The organism is Aeromonas schubertii, assembly GCF_000820105.1.
Taxonomy (GTDB): Bacteria; Pseudomonadota; Gammaproteobacteria; order Enterobacterales; family Aeromonadaceae; genus Aeromonas; species Aeromonas schubertii.
The window spans coordinates 1-17,221 of the sequence record NZ_CDDB01000033.1; the positions used below are offsets into that span (position 1 = coordinate 1).

At 61.4% G+C, this 17,221-nt stretch carries 19 protein-coding genes; 10 read left to right on the top strand and 9 right to left on the bottom strand.

The genetic code is table 11. The features are described 5' to 3' along the window. Positions 1-212: 212 nt before the first annotated feature. A complete protein-coding gene (locus BN1133_RS20560) occupies positions 213-512 on the bottom strand; it encodes a transposase (protein WP_050665692.1) in 300 nt (99 codons plus the stop codon). Positions 513-577: 65 nt separating this feature from the next. Here BN1133_RS20560 and BN1133_RS20015 point away from each other — a divergent pair, with 65 nt between their 5' ends. The 3 genes from BN1133_RS20015 to BN1133_RS06310 all read left to right on the top strand — a co-directional run bounded on the left by BN1133_RS20015 (position 578) and on the right by BN1133_RS06310 (position 2,535). Next, complete coding sequence (locus BN1133_RS20015; protein WP_153006698.1) at positions 578-787, top strand: hypothetical protein; 210 nt, start codon at positions 578-580, stop codon at positions 785-787. 278 nt (positions 788-1,065) lie between these two features. After that, complete coding sequence (locus BN1133_RS06305) at positions 1,066-1,461, top strand: hypothetical protein (protein ID WP_050665693.1); 396 nt, start codon at positions 1,066-1,068, stop codon at positions 1,459-1,461. 3 nt (positions 1,462-1,464) lie between these two features. Further along, positions 1,465-2,535: a Tle-like phospholipase domain-containing protein gene (locus tag BN1133_RS06310; protein ID WP_050665694.1), complete on the top strand. Its 1,071-nt coding sequence runs from the start codon at positions 1,465-1,467 to the stop codon at positions 2,533-2,535. A gap of 213 nt (positions 2,536-2,748) precedes the next feature. Here BN1133_RS06310 and BN1133_RS06315 read toward each other — a convergent pair whose 3' ends face one another. Beyond that, positions 2,749-3,222, bottom strand: coding sequence for an ester cyclase (locus BN1133_RS06315; protein ID WP_050665695.1), 474 nt, complete (start codon positions 3,220-3,222; stop codon positions 2,749-2,751). A gap of 345 nt (positions 3,223-3,567) precedes the next feature. Between BN1133_RS06315 and BN1133_RS06320 the strand changes: the two genes are divergently transcribed. Further along, positions 3,568-4,488: a LysR family transcriptional regulator gene (locus BN1133_RS06320; RefSeq protein ID WP_050665696.1), complete on the top strand. Its 921-nt coding sequence runs from the start codon at positions 3,568-3,570 to the stop codon at positions 4,486-4,488. A gap of 104 nt (positions 4,489-4,592) precedes the next feature. On the opposite strand, the gene BN1133_RS06325 is transcribed toward BN1133_RS06320, so the two are convergent. From BN1133_RS06325 to BN1133_RS06335, 3 genes are all read right to left on the bottom strand, one after another. Next, a complete protein-coding gene (locus tag BN1133_RS06325) occupies positions 4,593-5,813 on the bottom strand; it encodes a DEAD/DEAH box helicase (protein ID WP_050665697.1) in 1,221 nt (406 codons plus the stop codon). Between the two features lie 147 nt (positions 5,814-5,960). Continuing rightward, the gene (locus tag BN1133_RS06330) at positions 5,961-6,437 is read right to left on the bottom strand and encodes a hypothetical protein (protein ID WP_050665698.1); all 477 of its coding nucleotides are present in this window, start codon (positions 6,435-6,437) and stop codon (positions 5,961-5,963) included. Then, positions 6,434-6,775, bottom strand: a complete 342-nt coding sequence (locus BN1133_RS06335; protein ID WP_050665699.1) for a DUF805 domain-containing protein — start codon at positions 6,773-6,775, stop codon at positions 6,434-6,436. Before BN1133_RS06335 ends, BN1133_RS06330 begins: the two co-directional genes overlap by 4 nt. Before the next feature lie 176 nt (positions 6,776-6,951). On the opposite strand from BN1133_RS06335, the gene BN1133_RS06340 reads away from it, so the two are divergent. The 3 genes from BN1133_RS06340 (at position 6,952) to BN1133_RS06350 (ending at position 9,470) form a co-directional block, all read left to right on the top strand. Further along, positions 6,952-7,986: a helix-turn-helix domain-containing protein gene (locus BN1133_RS06340; protein WP_050665700.1), complete on the top strand. Its 1,035-nt coding sequence runs from the start codon at positions 6,952-6,954 to the stop codon at positions 7,984-7,986. A gap of 116 nt (positions 7,987-8,102) precedes the next feature. After that, positions 8,103-8,561 (top strand): GNAT family N-acetyltransferase, encoded by a 459-nt coding sequence (locus tag BN1133_RS06345; protein WP_082177928.1) that lies wholly within the window; start codon positions 8,103-8,105, stop codon positions 8,559-8,561. Positions 8,562-8,624: 63 nt separating this feature from the next. Then, positions 8,625-9,470, top strand: coding sequence for a class I SAM-dependent methyltransferase (locus BN1133_RS06350; protein WP_050665701.1), 846 nt, complete (start codon positions 8,625-8,627; stop codon positions 9,468-9,470). Between the two features lie 71 nt (positions 9,471-9,541). On the opposite strand, the gene BN1133_RS06355 is transcribed toward BN1133_RS06350, so the two are convergent. Further along, positions 9,542-11,584 carry a TonB-dependent receptor gene (locus BN1133_RS06355; RefSeq protein ID WP_050665702.1) on the bottom strand — a complete coding sequence of 681 codons (2,043 nt, stop codon included), beginning with the start codon at positions 11,582-11,584 and terminating at the stop codon, positions 9,542-9,544. Positions 11,585-11,775: 191 nt separating this feature from the next. Here BN1133_RS06355 and BN1133_RS06360 point away from each other — a divergent pair, with 191 nt between their 5' ends. From BN1133_RS06360 to BN1133_RS06370, 3 genes are all read left to right on the top strand, one after another. Beyond that, positions 11,776-12,885 (top strand): YeeE/YedE family protein, encoded by a 1,110-nt coding sequence (locus tag BN1133_RS06360; RefSeq protein ID WP_231686244.1) that lies wholly within the window; start codon positions 11,776-11,778, stop codon positions 12,883-12,885. Positions 12,886-13,139: 254 nt separating this feature from the next. Then, positions 13,140-13,553 (top strand): YybH family protein, encoded by a 414-nt coding sequence (locus BN1133_RS06365; protein ID WP_050665703.1) that lies wholly within the window; start codon positions 13,140-13,142, stop codon positions 13,551-13,553. Between the two features lie 292 nt (positions 13,554-13,845). Further along, a complete protein-coding gene (locus tag BN1133_RS06370) occupies positions 13,846-14,448 on the top strand; it encodes a pentapeptide repeat-containing protein (RefSeq protein WP_050665704.1) in 603 nt (200 codons plus the stop codon). A 6-nt stretch (positions 14,449-14,454) separates the two neighbouring features. Here the strand turns inward: BN1133_RS06370 and BN1133_RS06375 are convergent, their stop codons facing one another. The 3 genes from BN1133_RS06375 to yidA all read right to left on the bottom strand — a co-directional run bounded on the left by BN1133_RS06375 (position 14,455) and on the right by yidA (position 17,165). Further along, complete coding sequence (locus BN1133_RS06375) at positions 14,455-15,093, bottom strand: exopolysaccharide biosynthesis protein (RefSeq protein ID WP_050665705.1); 639 nt, start codon at positions 15,091-15,093, stop codon at positions 14,455-14,457. A gap of 122 nt (positions 15,094-15,215) precedes the next feature. Continuing rightward, a complete protein-coding gene (gene add / locus BN1133_RS06380) occupies positions 15,216-16,220 on the bottom strand; it encodes an adenosine deaminase (RefSeq protein ID WP_050665706.1) in 1,005 nt (334 codons plus the stop codon). A 135-nt stretch (positions 16,221-16,355) separates the two neighbouring features. Next, on the bottom strand, positions 16,356-17,165 hold the full coding sequence (yidA, locus tag BN1133_RS06385; RefSeq protein WP_050665707.1) for a sugar-phosphatase: 810 nt from the start codon (positions 17,163-17,165) through the stop codon (positions 16,356-16,358). Positions 17,166-17,221 lie beyond the last annotated feature (56 nt).

The window sequence follows — 17,221 nt, forward strand, 5'->3', positions numbered from 1 at the left end:
GATTTTGGTGATACGGATAGCTCCACAACGCCCCTTGGCGGCGGCAAAGGTCTCGGCTACCTGAACGTCCAGTTGATGTCGCATCTGGGCTCGAGCAGAGACTATGCCCTGTCTGGTCCGCCAGGCATAAAAACCGCTGCGGGCCACACCCAGGATGCGGGTCATGGTGGTCACCTTGAACTGCCTGATATGCTCGGCTATAAAGGCGTACTTCACTTCAGGTGTTTGGCAAAGTACGCGGCGGCTTTTTTTACCAGGGCCAACTCTTCTGCTTGCTCAGCCAGTTGGCGCTTGAGTCGGACATTTTCATCGGCGAGTTGCTGCTCGCGCTCCCCCGTATCCATGAGTTGCTTGGCCTTGGTGCGCCAAGCGTAGAGCTGGGCTTCTTTGAGGCCTAATTGGATGGCGGCCTTGCTCATTCCTACGCGCTCGGCCAGAGCCAAGGCTTCTTCCTTGTATTGCTGAGAGTAACGGGTTCTGGGTGTTTTCTGTTCGATCGTTGCTTTGGTCATGATGTACCTCTGTCAGTGATTTTACTCACTTAACCAAGTGTCCATCGAGGGTGGGTTAGATCAATGTGATCGACCGCCATATCGGTGAGCATCTGATCCGCAAATATGGGCTCAATGACAGCCTGACGACCCTTCCCCTACCGCTGATGTCCAGCAAGTGGTATCTGGCCCTCTCCAGGTCTTTCGTCAGTGGTCATCCCGACAATGCCCAGGCCCTATGGAATGCGCTGGAAAAAGTCAGGCTCGAACAGACAGCAACTGTCACCACCAGGTAGTGGCACTCCTTGTCTCGCTGCCTGATGGCGGTGGGTGACGGCACTGCACTATCCGCGAGGATGCGTCCCCAGGATGCCGATATACCCAGTGTTGTGATTGCCGCATTGCGGTCGGTGTCGTCCGGGATTATCCCCTTTTAGAGGGCGGTCTTTCAGGCCCGTGGTATGAGCACGACATGGTGAAAAGCTAAAAATTCTGGCTCAATAGTTATATATCTTGATGCATTTCAATTATAAGTTTTCCCCCTGTACAAGAGCCAAGGTATCAGGGGTGTTTAATGAATAAGGAAGCGTTGATCAATCAATGGTTATCCGATATGTCGGGCGACCAATGGCAACTTGAGGATGGCGAGTGCCATCTTAGTAATAGCGACGGAGAGCACTATTGCTCTATTCAGTTGACCTCATCCAGATTATTAATGATGTTTCCCATTCATCCCGCCGCATTGCCGCAGGATGAGGAGTTGCACAAGAATCTGCTGCTACTCAACAACCATCCCGAAATTATTGGTTTTGCGTCATTCTCATTGGCCGAAGATAACCTCACCGTGGTGCTGTCGACGGCACTGCCGTGTGAGGCCATCAGCACTCATTCGGTCGCCGATTTTTGGCAACGTTCCAATCATGCGCGCAATGGATTGTTTGCGGCCATTATCGATAGGGAGGGGCGTTGAACCATGTTGATTAACAGCGCCCTCGGGCATGTCGCGATTCAGAATCGACCGGCGACGTCTGAAGCACCAGCGAGTGCCAGTGGCTTGCGGCAGACATCCAGCGTCGCGGCCCCGCTTGCCAACCCCAGAGCCCCCCTCGATACGCCGGCGGCTGCGTCCGGCCCCGATCTGAGACAGATCAAGGCCACCAAGGTCTCACTGGATGACAAGCCTGCGATTGACGCCATCAAGACCACTCTGATTGCCGATGCCGCCTTGGCAAACTTCCCTTATACCCAGGATATGGGAGAGCTTGGGGGGGCGACCGCAAAGGGATGGGGAACCGGCTCGGGGCACTTGCTGCAGGCACTGAGTGTCGGGCCGGGACAGAAGAATATCGGTGACAATGGCATCCTTACCAAGAGCGGCCTGACGGCTTATCTCTTCACCAATGAGAGCACCAGAGAAGCACGCATCGTCTTCGGTGGCACCACCTCGGGGGAAAAAGCCGGGGACCTGAATACCCGAACCCTGGGTAACCTTGCCACGACGGCCAAACAGTGGCTGGCAAATATAAAAAATGTCTTCTCGCGCACGCCGGATAGTTATAAAGAGGCGGCGAAACTCGTCAGTGATGTGAAGGATCACTTGCCTGCCGGTTATGCATTAAGCGTGTCTGGTCACTCCAAGGGGGGTGGCGAATCCGCTTACGCTGCCATGATGCTGGGAGCAAAAACCGGTGAGCCGGTGAAGTCGATCAACTTCTCATCCGCTGAGCTCGGTGCCAAATTGAAGCAGAATATTGCCAGCGAACTGGCAAAAGGCGGGATACAACCCGACGCCATCGCCGGCAAGTTTGAAGAGTTGGGCAAGGAGATATTGCATATCAAGATAAAGGGCGATCCCGTTCCTAATATGCACAAGTTTTTTGGCAGCATCTCACATATCGGAAGAACCCTGACATTGCCCAACGATAATAAATCGGTCGCACATCTTAGCGAGCATGTGGACTTCTTTAGCCGCGTTGCCAGTTGGAGCCATGCAGGCTCGATGTCACATCACCAGCTGATCAACCAGCCGCGGATCTACGGCTAAGCCGGCTCGCTCACTTCGGGCTTCCTGCGCAGAGCGGTTACATGGCGTGGCTCTGCTTATTCCGGGAGGATGTACAACCGGGTGATAGTAAGGACGTTGGGACACCCATCGCGGCGATAGCAGTATGACTGTACGCTGTCGTGATGGGTATCCCGGTGTTGCACTGTTTACTCGAGGTGTGAGCTGCCGCGTTGGTATATCTGATGGGTAAAACTATTTCATTCCCATTTGTTCGAACAGGGTGTTGTAATCTTCCAGATGCCAGTTGTCGACAATTTGCTTGTCTTTGACCCGGTATACATCAACGGCCTGAAAATCAATTGTCTGTCCTTCGCCCTGCAATTCACCCATGCGTCCGGTGAAGTGCCCCATGAAACGGTATCGAATTGTCGCGTATTCACCGGTTACCAAAATATGCTCAACACGGACGTGCAGGTTGGGGACGGCTTCTCGAAAATGGTTGGAGGCTTCTACCACCCCCTCTACTCCTGGCTTGCGTCCGGCAGGTGGAGTGCGGTCAATGAAGTGCTCATTTAACGCGGCGCGGGCATAATCCGGGTTGCCACTGTTCCAGAAGGCGGCATAGAGTCTGGCGGCATGCACGACTGGAGCAGCAAGCTGAGCCCCCTCCAGTACTTCCGGCGTTGGCAACTCATACTCTTTCTGAGTCATGGTGGTAGCATTCATCGTTTCACCTCTATTGTCATAACCGATGTTTTTTCTGTCTTTTGTTGCACGAAATAATCCAACCCTTTCCATAGGGTGCGGGGTCATCAGTAGAGAGACATGACCATTGCATCTATTGCTGCATATTTTTTCATGCAGAGAACGGCAGGTTAATATTTTGTGAATTCATCACGTTGATAATTGAAAGCAAGGCACGCTGAAAATATACCCTTGCTCCAGGTATCTGATGGTCATCCCTTCGTCTTCGGATATATCCGCCATGACGGATTTCGTTTGGGTATTGTCTAGCATCTACGATTGTTTGAGAATGCAGGTATCATTTGATTCATTTTCAAATAATTTTTGATGCTGGAACTCAACGAAATCCGTCTCCTGCTGAGAGTGTTTGAGCTACAAAGTCTCTCTGCTGCCAGTCGTACGCTGGAGATGACGCCTGCGGCTGCCAGTGCCGCCTTGCAGCGTCTGGAGAAACGGCTGGGGGCGCAGTTGTTCGTTCGTTCTACCCGTCGAATGCAGCCAACAGAGGAAGGGGTGCATTTTATCGATGCGGCCAGGCAAGCCCTTGCGCTACTCGATCATGCCGCCATCTCCCTGGCCGAAGGGCGTAATGAACTCAGTGGAGAGGTTCGTCTCTCCGTGCCTTCAGATCTGGGACGCCATCTGCTGCGGCATTGGTTGGATGAGCTGCTTGAGGCCCATCCTGGACTCTCTCTGAGCCTGGTGTTCACCGATGGCCTGGACGATCTGATCTCACGCAATCTTCACCTGGCGCTCCGATATGGGGAGCTGCCTGCTTCCAACTTGATGCGCCGCCACCTCACCCATGTACATCGTATTGCGGTTGCCTCACCGGGTTATATCGCCGCGCGAGGTAGGCCTTCTTCTCCCCATGAGCTGGGGCAGCACGAGGCATTGATTCTGGAGCGCGGTGGCCAACGTTGGCAGCGTTGGATGTTCAGCCAGGGGGCTCTTCCTCTGCCTGTAGAGGTAAAAGGACGGCGTATTGCTGATGATGGGTCGGTCATACGAGACTGGGCGCTGGCAGGATACGGCATTGCCTACAAGAGTTGGCCTGACGTCGCCGAGGATGTGTATGCCGGACGACTCATCCACCTCTTTCCTGAATGGCTGGCAGCCCCTATGCCACTGCAGTTGGTGTATCTACAGACCGACTACCCGAGCCTCAAGGTCAGGAAGGTGATGGATTTTATCAACGATAAGTTTCGGGGGTTCGAACAGGCCTATCCATTCTTGCCCAATGGGTGATATGACACTGGTGAAATTAGAGGTGAGGACACCCACCGCTCTGATAGCCGTGTAGGGTGATGGAGGTCCCTGCCTGGTGACTTATTCCGTTTGGCAACAGAGGCTTACCCCCTGCCTTTGAACTGCTTGATGCTGCGCTTTGCCTGGGTGCGGCGATTGGCCTGTTTGTCACGGGGCGGGCGTTTGCCGGCGCCGCTGGTGGGTTGGTCGGTGACCGGGAAGGCGGCCAGGGTCTCCAGCGGCAGTGCTCGCCCGGTGAGGGTGCGGATGGCGGCAAGCGTCTCGGCCTCCCCGTGGCAGGTGAGGGAGATGGCGAGTCCGCTGCGCCCCGCGCGGGCGGTGCGGCCGATGCGGTGCACGTAGACAGGGGCGTTGGCCGGCAAATCCAGATTGATCACCACCGGCAGCGCCTCGACGTGGATGCCGCGCGCCATCAGATCGGTGGCCACCAGCACCCGCACCTTACCCTCCTTGAACTCCCCGAGCGCCTGCTCGCGCACCGCCTGATCCTTTTCTCCATGCAGAGCCGCCACCGGGATGCCGGCCTTGGCGAGCTTGCGGGCCACGCCGTCGGCGTCGTCCCGGGCGCTGATAAAGACCAGTACCTGCGGCCACTCCCGGGTTTTGAGCAGGCTGATGAGCGCCGGCACCTTGCTGCTCTTGTTGACCAGATAGAGCCGCTCTTTGATGTCGTCGGCCACGCTGTTGCGCGGATCCGCCTCGACCCGCTCGGGATCCTTGAGCAGACCGGTGGCCAGCGCCTCCAGCTCGCCCGGCAGGGTGGCCGAGAAGAGCAGGGTCTGCCGCTCTTTGGGCAGCAATCCAAGCAGGGTCTGGATATCGGGCCAGAAGCCCATCTCCAGCAGGCGATCCGCCTCGTCCAGCACCAGCAGGCGCAGCGCCTCCAGAGTCAGTTTCTGCTGGCTCAGCAGATCCCGCAGCCGGCCCGGGGTCGCCACCAGCAGTTGGGGCCCCTGTGCCAGCCCGGCCTCTTGCTGCTCCTGCACCACCCCGCCACACAGGGTGACCCGTCGCAGACCCATGGCGGTTGCGAATGGTTGCAGCGCGTCGCTCACCTGGGCGGCCAGCTCGCGGGTTGGCACCAGCACCAGCCCTTGCACCCGGTCGTTGGCGGGGTCGAGGCGCGCCAGCAAGGGCAGGCCAAAGGCCAGGGTCTTGCCGCTGCCGGTACGGGCCAGCGCCAGCAGATCCCGCCCCGCCAGCACGGCCGGAATGGCCAGCCGTTGCACCCGGGTCGGGCGTTGCAGATCGGCGGGCAGGGCCGCCAGCAGGGCAGGGGAGAGGTCGAGTTGGTTAAAGGTCATGGGGCTACACGGATCGGCGAGTGGGAGGCGAAGTCTAGTGAGCGAGGGGCCAGAAGTAAAACCCCATGCCCATGAGTGAGACCACGGGCGGCTGGCATTGGGGCGCCCAGAGCGCCGATCGCCACGAAGCGGGAGCCCCAATCTCGATCATTGGCAGCCCGGCCCGGGGTCATCGTCCAGCAGCCAGGAGATCCAGCGGCGCCTGGCGTTCAGGACAAATCCCTCATCCGCCGCGATCCCGTTGACGATAACGCCATCGGCGGCGCTCTCCCCCGTGCCGAAGGCGAAACGAAAGGCATCGTGGGCGATGCGTTCGCCCTTGAGCAAGGCATCGTTGAGTGCCTGACTCATGACGATGATGGTGAGCCCGTCGCTGGCCTCGACACCCACACCGCTGCGCGCCACCTTGCCGACGGCGACCGGCATCCGGATAGAGCAGTGGCGCCCCTCCTTGTCGACTGTGGTGTAGATGCCTTCACCCACCCGCCCCTGCATCCAGATCAGCTCGCCCCGGGTCAGGCTCGCCACCTGTAACAACCCGAGAGCGCCCTGGGGAAGCGGATGGGGGTCCTGTGCAGAGGCCATCGGGGCGCAGAGCACGAGCAGCAAGAGGAGCCGTCTCATGGTGCCACCTCCTCAGCGGAGATGGCGCCGGTTCCCTGCATCGCCAGCAGGTAGACCAGCACCAAAGGGCCCACCAGAGGAGCAAAGAAGACCCAGCCCCACCAGCCGGAGCGCCCGGTGTCATGCAGCCGGCGAATGATCAGGGAGATGAGGGGAAGGGTGCTGGCCACGCCATAGCCCAGATCCAGCCAGCCAAGCGCGGCCAGACGCACATCCAACAGGATGCAAGTCAGGGTAACCAGCAGGTGAAACAACATAAACCACCAGCATTCCGGTCTTGAAGAGCGACCGGAGACGTCCAGGGCCCGTTGCCACGCGAGCAGATAGAAAGAGAACATGGATGAACACCTCCAACGTGATTAGGTGCCCCATCCTGGCCCGAGTGCCGGCTCCCGGCGTCCTGAAACGGGTTTGAGGACGACCTCAAACCGCTCCTGCTCCCCGGTTCGCTTCTGTGAATCCGCAAAAGTCGTTATGCTGGCACCGCCTGAAACGGGCTCAATCGGGATCAACCATGCTGGCCATTCCAATACCCTTTATCGTCTCTTCCCTGTTGGGACTGCTGGCCGCTCTCTTGCTGGTGCGACTGGGAGAGAAGGCGAAGATGGCCGCCCTCTTCCTGTTGTTATGCGCCGCCACCATGGGCCTGGTGGGACTGCGCTGGACATTTCATCTGGCGCTGCTTGGCCAGCTTCAGCCGCTCTTTGCCTCACTCATTCCCGTCGCCGCCTGGTATCTCTTCACCCGCGCCGACGGGGAGCCGACCCGGTTCCCCTGGCACCATGCCTGCGGGCCCGCACTGGTGCTGGTCAGCCTGCTGACGGCTCCCTGCTGGGGGCTTCCCCTCGATGGCATATTGACGGGGATCTATCTCTGCTACGGCATTGCCCTGGTGCGCTGCTCGGCCCGGGGGCCACTGCTGCTACACATCTCTTTTCATCAGTGGGAGGGGGTCAGGCGGGCAGAACATGTGGCGGGCTGGATGCTTCTGTTCTCGGCGGCCATCGATGGCGCCATCTCCCTCGACTTCGCCCTGAACCAGGGGCGGTTGTCGCTCTATATCGTCACCCTGGGTCACCTGATCCTCTTGCCCGTGCTGGCGGTGGCCGTCGTCATGGTGGGGGTCAGCCTGCCCGAGGTGGAGGAGCCTCCCTTGCCGACCGGCGAGGGGGGCGACAGGGAATCAGTGCTGACCCCAAAGAGAGCCGGTGAGATTGTCATGAAGCTGGATGCCTTGATGAAGGAGCAGGCCTGTTACCTGGATCCCGAGCTGACCCTCTCCAGACTGTCGCGAAAACTGGGCATCCCCGCCAAACAGATCTCGATGGCGGTCAATCAGGTGCACCGCCAGAGCATCCCCAGGGTCATCAACGACTATCGCATCGCACATGCCAAGCAGGCACTGCTGACCACGGACGAGAGCATTACCCGGATCTTTATGCAGGCCGGTTTTCAGACCAAATCCAATTTTAACCGGGAGTTTCAGCGTATCACCGGCATGACCCCCAGCCTGTTCAGAAAACAGGGGGATAGGTCTGCCCCGTCATGAGATAAAACCGGTTGTTGCCAGATGATGACGAGCCCCGACGGGGCTCGCGCCATGGATGGTTAACAGGGCTGGCACGGTTGAGGTGCGGCCAGGGAAAGGATTCAAAGGAGGTCGTGATGATAGAGGTTCGTATCGATGATCTGGCGTCGGCCGAGGTGCAGTCGCTGGTTAGTGAGCATCTGGCCGGCATGCAGAGCAACTCGCCGCCCGAGTGCGTGAATGCGCTCGGGATCGAACGCCTGCGTGCGCCCGGCGTCACCTTCTGGGCGGCGTGGCTCGATGGTGCCCTGTGTGGCTGCGGTGCCTTGAAAGAGCTAGACCCATGGGCCGCAGAGGTGAAGTCGATGCGCACTCGCGCCGCCTGTCTGCGCCGCGGCGTGGGGCAGGCGATCCTCGACGAGATAGTCCACGAGGCGCGGCGGCGCGGTTATGCCCGACTGCTGCTCGAGACGGGAACGGGTCCGACCTTCGAGGCGGCTCATCGGCTCTATCTTCGCAACGGCTTCGAGTGGAGTGACCCCTTCGGCGACTACCAGGCCAGCGAGTTCAACCTGTTTATGGCCAAGGCGCTCTGAACGGCACCCTGTCACCGACAGGGTTCAGGCGCTATAACCCATAGAGGCCGGGAGGAGAGGATCATGTCGGGACAAAAGGGAGTCAATCAAGCCATCGAGACCCACTACACCCGGGCGGATCTCGGCGACGTCATTCTGGCGGCCCTGGCAAACGCGGGCAAGGATGTGAACCGGCTTACCCCGGCCGAGCTCGCCCCGGTCGATCAGTTTCATATTCGTGGCCGGGCGGCGACCCTGGAGCTGGCCCAGGCGGTTGGCCTCGACGACACGAAACGGGTGCTCGATGTGGGCAGCGGGGTCGGCGGCACCTCGCGCGCTCTGGCGGCCGAGTTTGGTTGTCGGGTGACCGGCATCGATCTTACCGACGAGTATTGCCGGGCGGCGACCCTGCTTACGGCCAGAACCGGGCTGACCCACCTCGTCGACTATCTGCGAGGGGATGCCACCCGCCTGCCCTTCGAGGACCAGAGCTTCGACGTGGTCTGGAGCGAGCATGTGGCCATGAACATCCCGGATAAGGGACAACTCTATCGGGAGATGCACCGGGTTCTCAAACCCGGAGGGACCCTGGCCATCTACGATGTGCTGGCTGGCCCCTGTGGCCCGGTACACTTCCCGGTGCCCTGGTCCCGTACGCCACAGACCAGCTTTCTGGTCTCTCCCGATGAGCTCAGAGCCTTGCTCGAGGGGACGGGGTTTGTGATAAGCGATTGGGTTGACAGTACCGAGGCGGCGCGCCACTGGTTTGTGGCCCTGGCCGGGAAGATCGCCCGCGAGGGGCTGCCCGCCCTGGGGTTTCACCTGTTGCTCGGTCTCGACTTCAGGGAGATGGCCCACAACCAGGGGCGCAACCTGCAGGAGGGGCGCATCGCCCTCGCCCAGGTGGTGGCTCGCAAGGCATGGGGGTGAGGGGATAACCCGAATGGCCGCATTGGCCGAAGGGATGAAGCGAGGGGGAGCCGACGCTCCCCCTTGTTGGATCAGAAGCGATAGGTGGCCGTCAGGTTGAGCTGTAGCGGGGCGCCCGGCATGATCTGGGCGGCGCTGGTGGCGCTCACGTAGTAGGTCTTGTCGAGCAGGTTTTCCACGGCGAGCTGGGTCTCCCACTCGGGCCAGCGGTAGCCGGCGCGGGCGTCGACCCGGGCATAGCCCGGCAGCACAGTGGTGTTGTCGCTGTCGGCGAAGCGATCCCCCACCGCGGTGAAGCCACTCTCCCCAAACCAGCCCAGACTGCCCTGCTGATAACCCACAAACAGCTCCCCGTTTTGGCGCGAGACGTTGCTCGGGCGTTTGCCCCGATAGCGGGCCTCGGCCTCGACCAGCTCGGCATCCAGGAAGGCGACCCCTCCGCGCAGGTAGATCTGGTCGGTGAGTCGGGCGCGGGCGCTCAGCTCGATGCCGTCGGTACGTTGCAGGCCGGTCAGCTCAATCCTGGTCGGATCCAGTGGATCCCGGGTGCGCTTGTCGTACATCTCGAGGCGGTAGAGGGAGAGGGTGGTGGCCAGACGCCCCTCCAGCCAGTCGCTCTTCACCCCGGTTTCATACTGGCGGGTGTGCTCGGGCTTGAGATCGTTGTTCTTGTCTCCCGGGGTGATGCCGATGAGGCCGCCTCCGACCGGGGAGAAAGTCTTGCTGAAAGAGGTGTAGAGGGCGTGCTCCTCGACCGGGTTCCACACCAGGCCGAGGCGCGGGCTCAGGGTGTCGCTCCTCAGCGTCTGTTGGGTGCCCTTGTCGAAGCGCTCTGTGGTGATATCGAAGTGGTCATGGCGCAGCCCCACCAGCAGATGCCAGTCGCCAAGGCTCATCTGATCCTGCAAATAGGTGGCCTGGCTCTTCACCCTGTGTCTGGCGTCACTCGAGAGCTTCATGGGACCGTCATAGACCGGCAGATTGGCCGGGTCGTAGAGATTGCCGCGGGCGATGGGGGCGGCATTCTGCCACAGCCTGGGCGTGCGATGCTGCCACCCTTGCTCAACCCCGATCAGCAGACGGTGGGCGAGGGGACCGCTGTGCAGTTGCCCTTCGGCCTCCAGGTTGGAGCTGAGGTTGCGGGCCTGCAGATCCTGCTGCCAACGGGCGCGGGTCACCTGGTCGCCCTTCACGCCCGTGACATAGGTGTTGTCGAACTGACTGTCGAGGCTGATGAGGCTCAGCTGGTGGCGCAACTGCCACGCATCGCCGAGATCCCAGGTGAGGCGGGAGCGGGCAGCCTGGGCGAGATCGTCGATATAGTCGCGGCGGGTGTCGCTGTAGACGGCGCCGTGAGACACCTCGGCCGGACGACCTGCGACCCCGGGGATGCCCCGATCCGGCATGCGGTCGTGCTCGTTTCGCTCATACTGCAGCAGCCAGCTCACCCGTTCGGTCAGATCCCAGTTCAGGGCCGGCGCCAGCAGGGTGCGTGTGCCGTGTACCCCGTCGCGGAAGCTGTCGGTGTCTTCCTGGGCCAGGTTCAGGCGCAGTTGCACCCGCTCGCTCGCCTCGGCGTTAAGGTCGGCCGCCAGGCGCCGGTAGTCGTGGCTGCCGGCGCGCACAGTGACGCTCGACGGCTGCCCCTTCTCGGGCTTCTTGCTGATGCGGTTGACGATCCCCCCCGTGCTGCCTCGGCCGTAGAGCACGGCCGCCGGCCCCTTGAGTACCTCGACCCGCTCTATGTTGCCAAGATCCCGGGTGTACTGCATGTCGTCCCGAAAGCCGTCGAGGAAGAGATCGTTGCCGGCGCTAAAGCCGCGGATGGTGACGCCGTCGAAGCGGGTGTCACCGCTGGCATCGACCCCCGGGATGCCGACCAGCGCCTCGCTCAGGGTCGCCTGGCCGAAGGCGGTCAGCTCGGCGGTTGCCACGCTGTCGATGGTTTGGGGAACCAGCTTGGCCGGGGTGGCGGTGCGGGTGGCGGTGGCCACCTCGGGGTGTTGGGTGCGCTGACCCCTGATGACGAGTGTCTCGTCGGCGGCCCGGGCCGGCGCGAGCGCCGCCAGCAACGCCAGGCACAGCAGAGTGCGCCGCGAAGTGATCTGATGCATGTGATGTTCGTCTCTTGTTGTTGTCGACCTGGGGCCTGAACTCGTGGGTCATCCCACCGAGGGTTGCAAATGATATTTATTTTCATTTGAAGATCAACCCTGTGATCACAGGGTCAAAAGCGATGGTGTCGGACTCAATGAGGGAATAGGATCCCCGCTCCCGTCTCTTTTCCTCATAAGGAACTACAGGTATGAATCGAAAATGGTCGCTCCCCATCGTGGCAATCGCGGGGGGAGCGTTACTCTGGCTTGGCAATACCTTCGGCATGAAATGGGCCCTGATGGCCCTGATCGGATTCGGCTTCGGCTTCACCCTCTCCTTTAGCCGCTTCGGCATCGTCTTCGGTTGGCGCGAGATGCTGACCAAACGCAACAGCTACTATGTGCGGGTGCATCTGCTCACCATCGCCATCGAGATCCTGCTGTTCACCGCCTTCCTCTCCTTCGGCCACGCCCTGTTTGGCAACCCCATGGTGGGTAACGTGATGGCCATCGGCGTTCCCTTTATCGCCGGCGCCTTCCTGTTTGGTATCGGCATGCAGCTGGCGGGGGTCTGTGCCACCGGCACCCTCTACTGCTGTGGTGAGGGACAGCCCCGCTTCTGGCTGGTGCTGCTCTGCTATGGCATCGGCACCCTCATCAGCAACCAGTTCCGCCCCGAGCTGGAGTCCACCTTCTCCAGCCAGGTGGTGTTGGCCAGGGATCTGACCGGCAACCTCTGGGGTGGCATGCTGCTCAACCTGGCGCTGGTGGCCCTGCTCTTCGTACTGTTCCGTCGCAGTGAACGGCGACACAGGGGAGAGGTCACCCCCCTGTTTGGGACGGGCAATCTCTTCTGGCGCGATGGCCGCTTCACCGTGCTGACCGGTGGCGTGCTTATCGCCCTGCTTAACTCGGCCGTGGTAGCCCTGCACGGCTCGGCCTGGACCATCACCGGGGCCGTCTATGACATGGCCCTGCGCGGTGCCTCCCTGTTTGGCCTGTTCGAAGGCAGCCCCAAGCTGGCCCAGCCGCTCTTTCTCAACCCCATGGTCGGCATGTTCTGGCTGGGGATCCTGGGGGCCATGTTGGCACGCTGCATCAGCGGTGGCGGTCACTTCGCCCCGATCAGGCTCGGCAACAGCCTGGCGGCCATTCTCGGCGGCCTGCTGATGGGGATGGGAGCCATGTACAGCGCCTGCAACCTGGGGGGCTTCTTCGATGGCACGGCGTCGGGCAGCCTGCACGGCTGGGTCTGGATGCTGATGGCCCTGGCGGGCAGCCTGATCGGCATTCGCTTGCGTCCCCGCTTCGGGCTCTGAGCGAACCGATGACAACGGGAGGCGATGCCTCCCGTTACTGTTTTTGGTCCGCGATGGAGGGCATGCAGTGACGATCCAGGCCCCTCTTATGAGTCCCTGCGTATGCGAATGTGGATGAAGGGGCCGCTGGCCCATTAATATAAAAACCACCGCGAGGGTTACCCGATGGTAATTAGTTACCTTCTGGTAGCTAATTTACAACCTGGCCAGATGTCATTACTCTTTCTCTCATATTTTTTCGGAGGAAGAGAAGAATGAAAGCATGGTCCCTGTTATGGGTGCTGGCCATATTAATAGCGTCGCCTGCCATGGCAGAATATAAAAAGCCGCAAACACCCGCTGAACTGCATTCGCTATTTGCCATCTATTTCGCCGCCAAGGATCTGAACGGATTGGCCACCCTGTTTCATCCGGATGCTGTGCTGGTCCTCAACGAGAGGGGTGAGCAGGCGAAGGGGAGGGCGGCGATCACACAGGCTCTCGCCGGTTATATGAGTGGCGAGGTTGAGATGATCAACCACGGTGCCTCGATTCATATTAACGGTGACACGGCGCTCGTCCGCTCAAACTGGGAGATTAAGGGGGGCAAGAAGGGGATGGCCCTCGAGGTGATGACCTATCAGGATGGTGGCTGGCGCTATATTATCGATAACCCAAACGGGTTTTGAATACACGCATCAAGATATAAATATTACACGCAGAAAATACGGTGCAACTAATATAATAAGGCCAGTTCTGACTGGCCTTATTTACTTTTTCATGACGTGACTGTCGGTATTTGGCGGGTGGCACATCACACACACCAAGCCGAGCGCCCTGTCCGACACGCTGCGCCATGGCCCGCCAGGGGCGGCGGAGCCCGCTGTGAGTGACTCATCCCCTGTTCCATGGGCTCTGCCCGGGGTGTTACGCTTCCCCTTTCGCCCGTCCAGAGGGCGCGCCATCGAGGAGTATCACGCCATGCATACACCCTGGGAGCAGGGGGCTTTCTGTCTTGGGCTCCATTTTGAGGGGCTCGAGTTGCCCGAGAGCCAACATGAGAAGGTCGAATTCGAGGATTGCCGTTTCATCGGGTGCGATCTCTCCGGTGCACAGTTCAGGAACTGTGCCTTCGTCAACTGCGAGTTTGTTCGCTGCAACCTGAGCATGGCGGCGTTCCCCTGGTCCACCCTGGCGGAGGTTACCTTCAGCGAGTGCAAGCTGGTGGGCATAGACTGGACCCGGTTGACCTGGGCCCCCTATCACAAGGAGTTTGGTCTTCGTTTTCACCACTGCCTCCTGCATCACGCCTCCTTCTTCGGACTCACCCTGCAGCGCCTGGTGCTGGAGGAGTGCGGCCTCCACGATGCGGATCTGCGCGATGCGGATCTGACCCGGGCCTTCATGAGGGGGAGCGACTTCTCCCGGGCCCTGTTTCGCCGGACCAGGCTCGGAGGCGCCGACTTTGGCGATGCCACCGGCTATGACATCGATGTGCGGGAGAACGAGGTCAAGGGGGCCCGCTTCTCCCGCTTCGAGGCCCTGGCCCTGCTCGAGAGCCTGGGGCTGGAGTTGGTGGAGTGAGGAGCCTCACCCCAGCAGGTTGACCGCTCCCTGGCCCGCCTTGAGGGCGGCGATACCGAGGGCGGTGAACCAGCCCAGGGTGGCGGTCAGCAGGGTGTAGCCCCCGGCGATCAGCAGGCCATCGCGCTGCAGCATGCCGGCGGCCAGTAGCAGGATGCACCAGGCGGGCAGGGTGTTGGTGAAGGGAATGGCGCCGAGGGGCAGCATCAGCAGCAGGGCGGCGGCGACGATAAGCAGGCCGTTGACCCGGTTGATGGTATGGCTCTCACTGAGCATCAGCAGGCGGGGCCGGATAACGCGATCGAGCCTGGCCAGCAGGGCGGAGCCCTTGTGCAGGGTCGCCTTGAGCTGGTCGGTGGCGAAGTGGCGGTCCATCAGCATACGGGGCAGCCAGGGCACCCGATTGAGGGCGATGCCGATGCCGATAAGCAGGATCAACAGGCCGAAGGGGGTGCTGACCCCGGGGATGGAGACCGGCAGCAGGAAGGGCACGGTGAGCAGCAGGCAGAAGAGCAGCATCCCCTGCTCGCCGATCAGCTCCAGCATCTGGCGCAGGCTGACCCTCTCTCCCTGCAGGGCGTGGGCTGTGTTGCTGAGGGTGGTGGCCAGGGTGGTCTTGGGGTCGTTCAGGGGGGCCGATGTCATGGGGCATCCTCGGGGTGGCGGACACCATGCCCGCCGATCGCGCGCAGCTTAGCGGGTGCCGGTGAATGGCCCATGAACGAAACGGGCCCGCAGTGCGGGCCCGTCATCAGTGGCAGTGCGGGTCAGGAGCGGGCGGCGCAGCGCGCGGCCAGGGCCTGTTTCTCGGCCTCGCCGAGGAAGGCCAGGGTCAGACCATTTTGCTGAACCTGACGGATCTCGGCGGCACTCAGGCCGACGGCCGGTGCGGCCACCTCATATTCGTGGGGCAGCTCGATCCCCTCGACCGCCGGATCGTCGGTGTTGAGACAGGCGAGGATGCCGTGAGCCAGGAACTGGCGGATCGGGTGGCGCTCGAAGCTCTCGACCGTGCTGGTCTGCACGTTGGAGGTGAGGCAGGACTCGATGCCGATGCGGCGCTCGGCGAGGAACTCCATCAGGCGCGGATCCTCGATGGCCTTGACCCCGTGACCGATACGCTCGGCGCCGAGATCGCGGATGGCCTGCCACATGCTCTCGGGGCCTGCGGCCTCACCGGCGTGGACGGTGACCCGCAGGCCGGCGTCGCGCACCCGGCGGAAGTGGTCGGTGAAGAGCTCACCCGGGAAGCCCAGCTCGTCGCCGGCCAGATCGATGGCGACCAGAGCATTGGCGTGGGCGAGGCAGGCCTCCAGCTCGCGACGGCACTGCTCGGTGCCGAAGGTACGGCTCATGATGCCGATGAGGTTGGCCTGCACCCCGAAGTCACGGCAGCCGGCGCGAACTCCGTCCACCACGGCCTCCACCACTCCTTGCGGATCGAGCTTGTGGGCCATGGCCATGTAGGCGGGGCTGAAGCGCAGCTCGGCGTAGTCGATACCGGCCCGCAGCAGATCCTCGGCATTCTCGTAGGCGACCCGGCGGCAGGCATCGTAGTCGGCCAGCACGGCGACGCCCCAGTCCAGCTTCTTCAGGAAGGCCACCAGGCTCGGCTCGTTTTCGACGATCTGTACGTGGGGACGCAGTGCCTCCAGTTCATCGGCCGGCAGGGCGATGTTATGGCGGCGGCCGAGCTCCAGTATGGTCTGGGCACGGATATTGCCATCCAGATGGCGGTGAAGATCGGTAAGGGGAAGCGAGCGGTCAATCATGGTGGGCCTTCTTCTAATCAATCTGCCTGTAGTGGCTGACATTCTAGGGGGGGATGGGGGAAAAGATAGCCTGCCAGGGGGTGTTCTGGCAGGCAATTGTCCGGGCCGTGACGGGAATCGTTTTTACCGAAAGGCTCAGTGGCCGAGCACGAAACGCTCAATGGCGAGGGCGACACCGTCTTCGTCATTGCTGGCCGTGATGTGATCGGCCATGGCCTTGAGCTCGTCGGTGGCGTTGCCCATGGCGATGCCAAGGCCCGCGTAGTCGATCATATGGCTGTCGTTGCCCGCATCTCCCATGCAGATCACCTGATGTCGCTCGATCCCCAGATGTTCCGCCAGGGCGGCGACCCCGGCCCCCTTGTGGCTCTCGCGGTTCATGATCTCGAGGAAGAAGGGGGCGCTTTGCACCACTGTGTATGCCTGATAGAGCTCAGCCGGCAGGCGGGCGATGGCGGGACCGAGCAGCTCGGGGGGATCGATCAGCATCACCTTGAGGATCTCCTCCTCGGGGGAGAGGCCGGCGAAGTCGAGCAGGGTGACGGGGAGATCGTTCAGGCGCGATTCGTGCTCGGTGTAGTGGTTCATGGCGGGGGTGATGAGGCCGCGCTCCGGGGAGAAGGCGTGCACGTTGACCCCGAGCTCGGCGGCCAGGCTGGCGATGCGGCTGGCATCGCTCCCGCGCAGTGACTGGCTGCGGATCACACCGCGATCGGCGGCGCGCTGTACCAGGGTGCCGTTGTAGCAGATGACATAGTCCTGCTCGCCGGTCATGCCCAGCTCCTCCAGATAGGCGCTCATCCCCTCCAGAGGACGGCCGGAGGCGAGTACGACCGTCACCCCTTGCTGGCGTGCGGCGGCGATGGCGGCCTTGTTGCGCGCCGAGATCTGCTTCTGATGGTTGAGCAGGGTTCCATCCATGTCGAGGGCGATCAGTTTGTACATACGTCAACTACCTGATGAAGAGGGCGGGAGAGGGCAGAGTCTACTCAAAAGCCGCC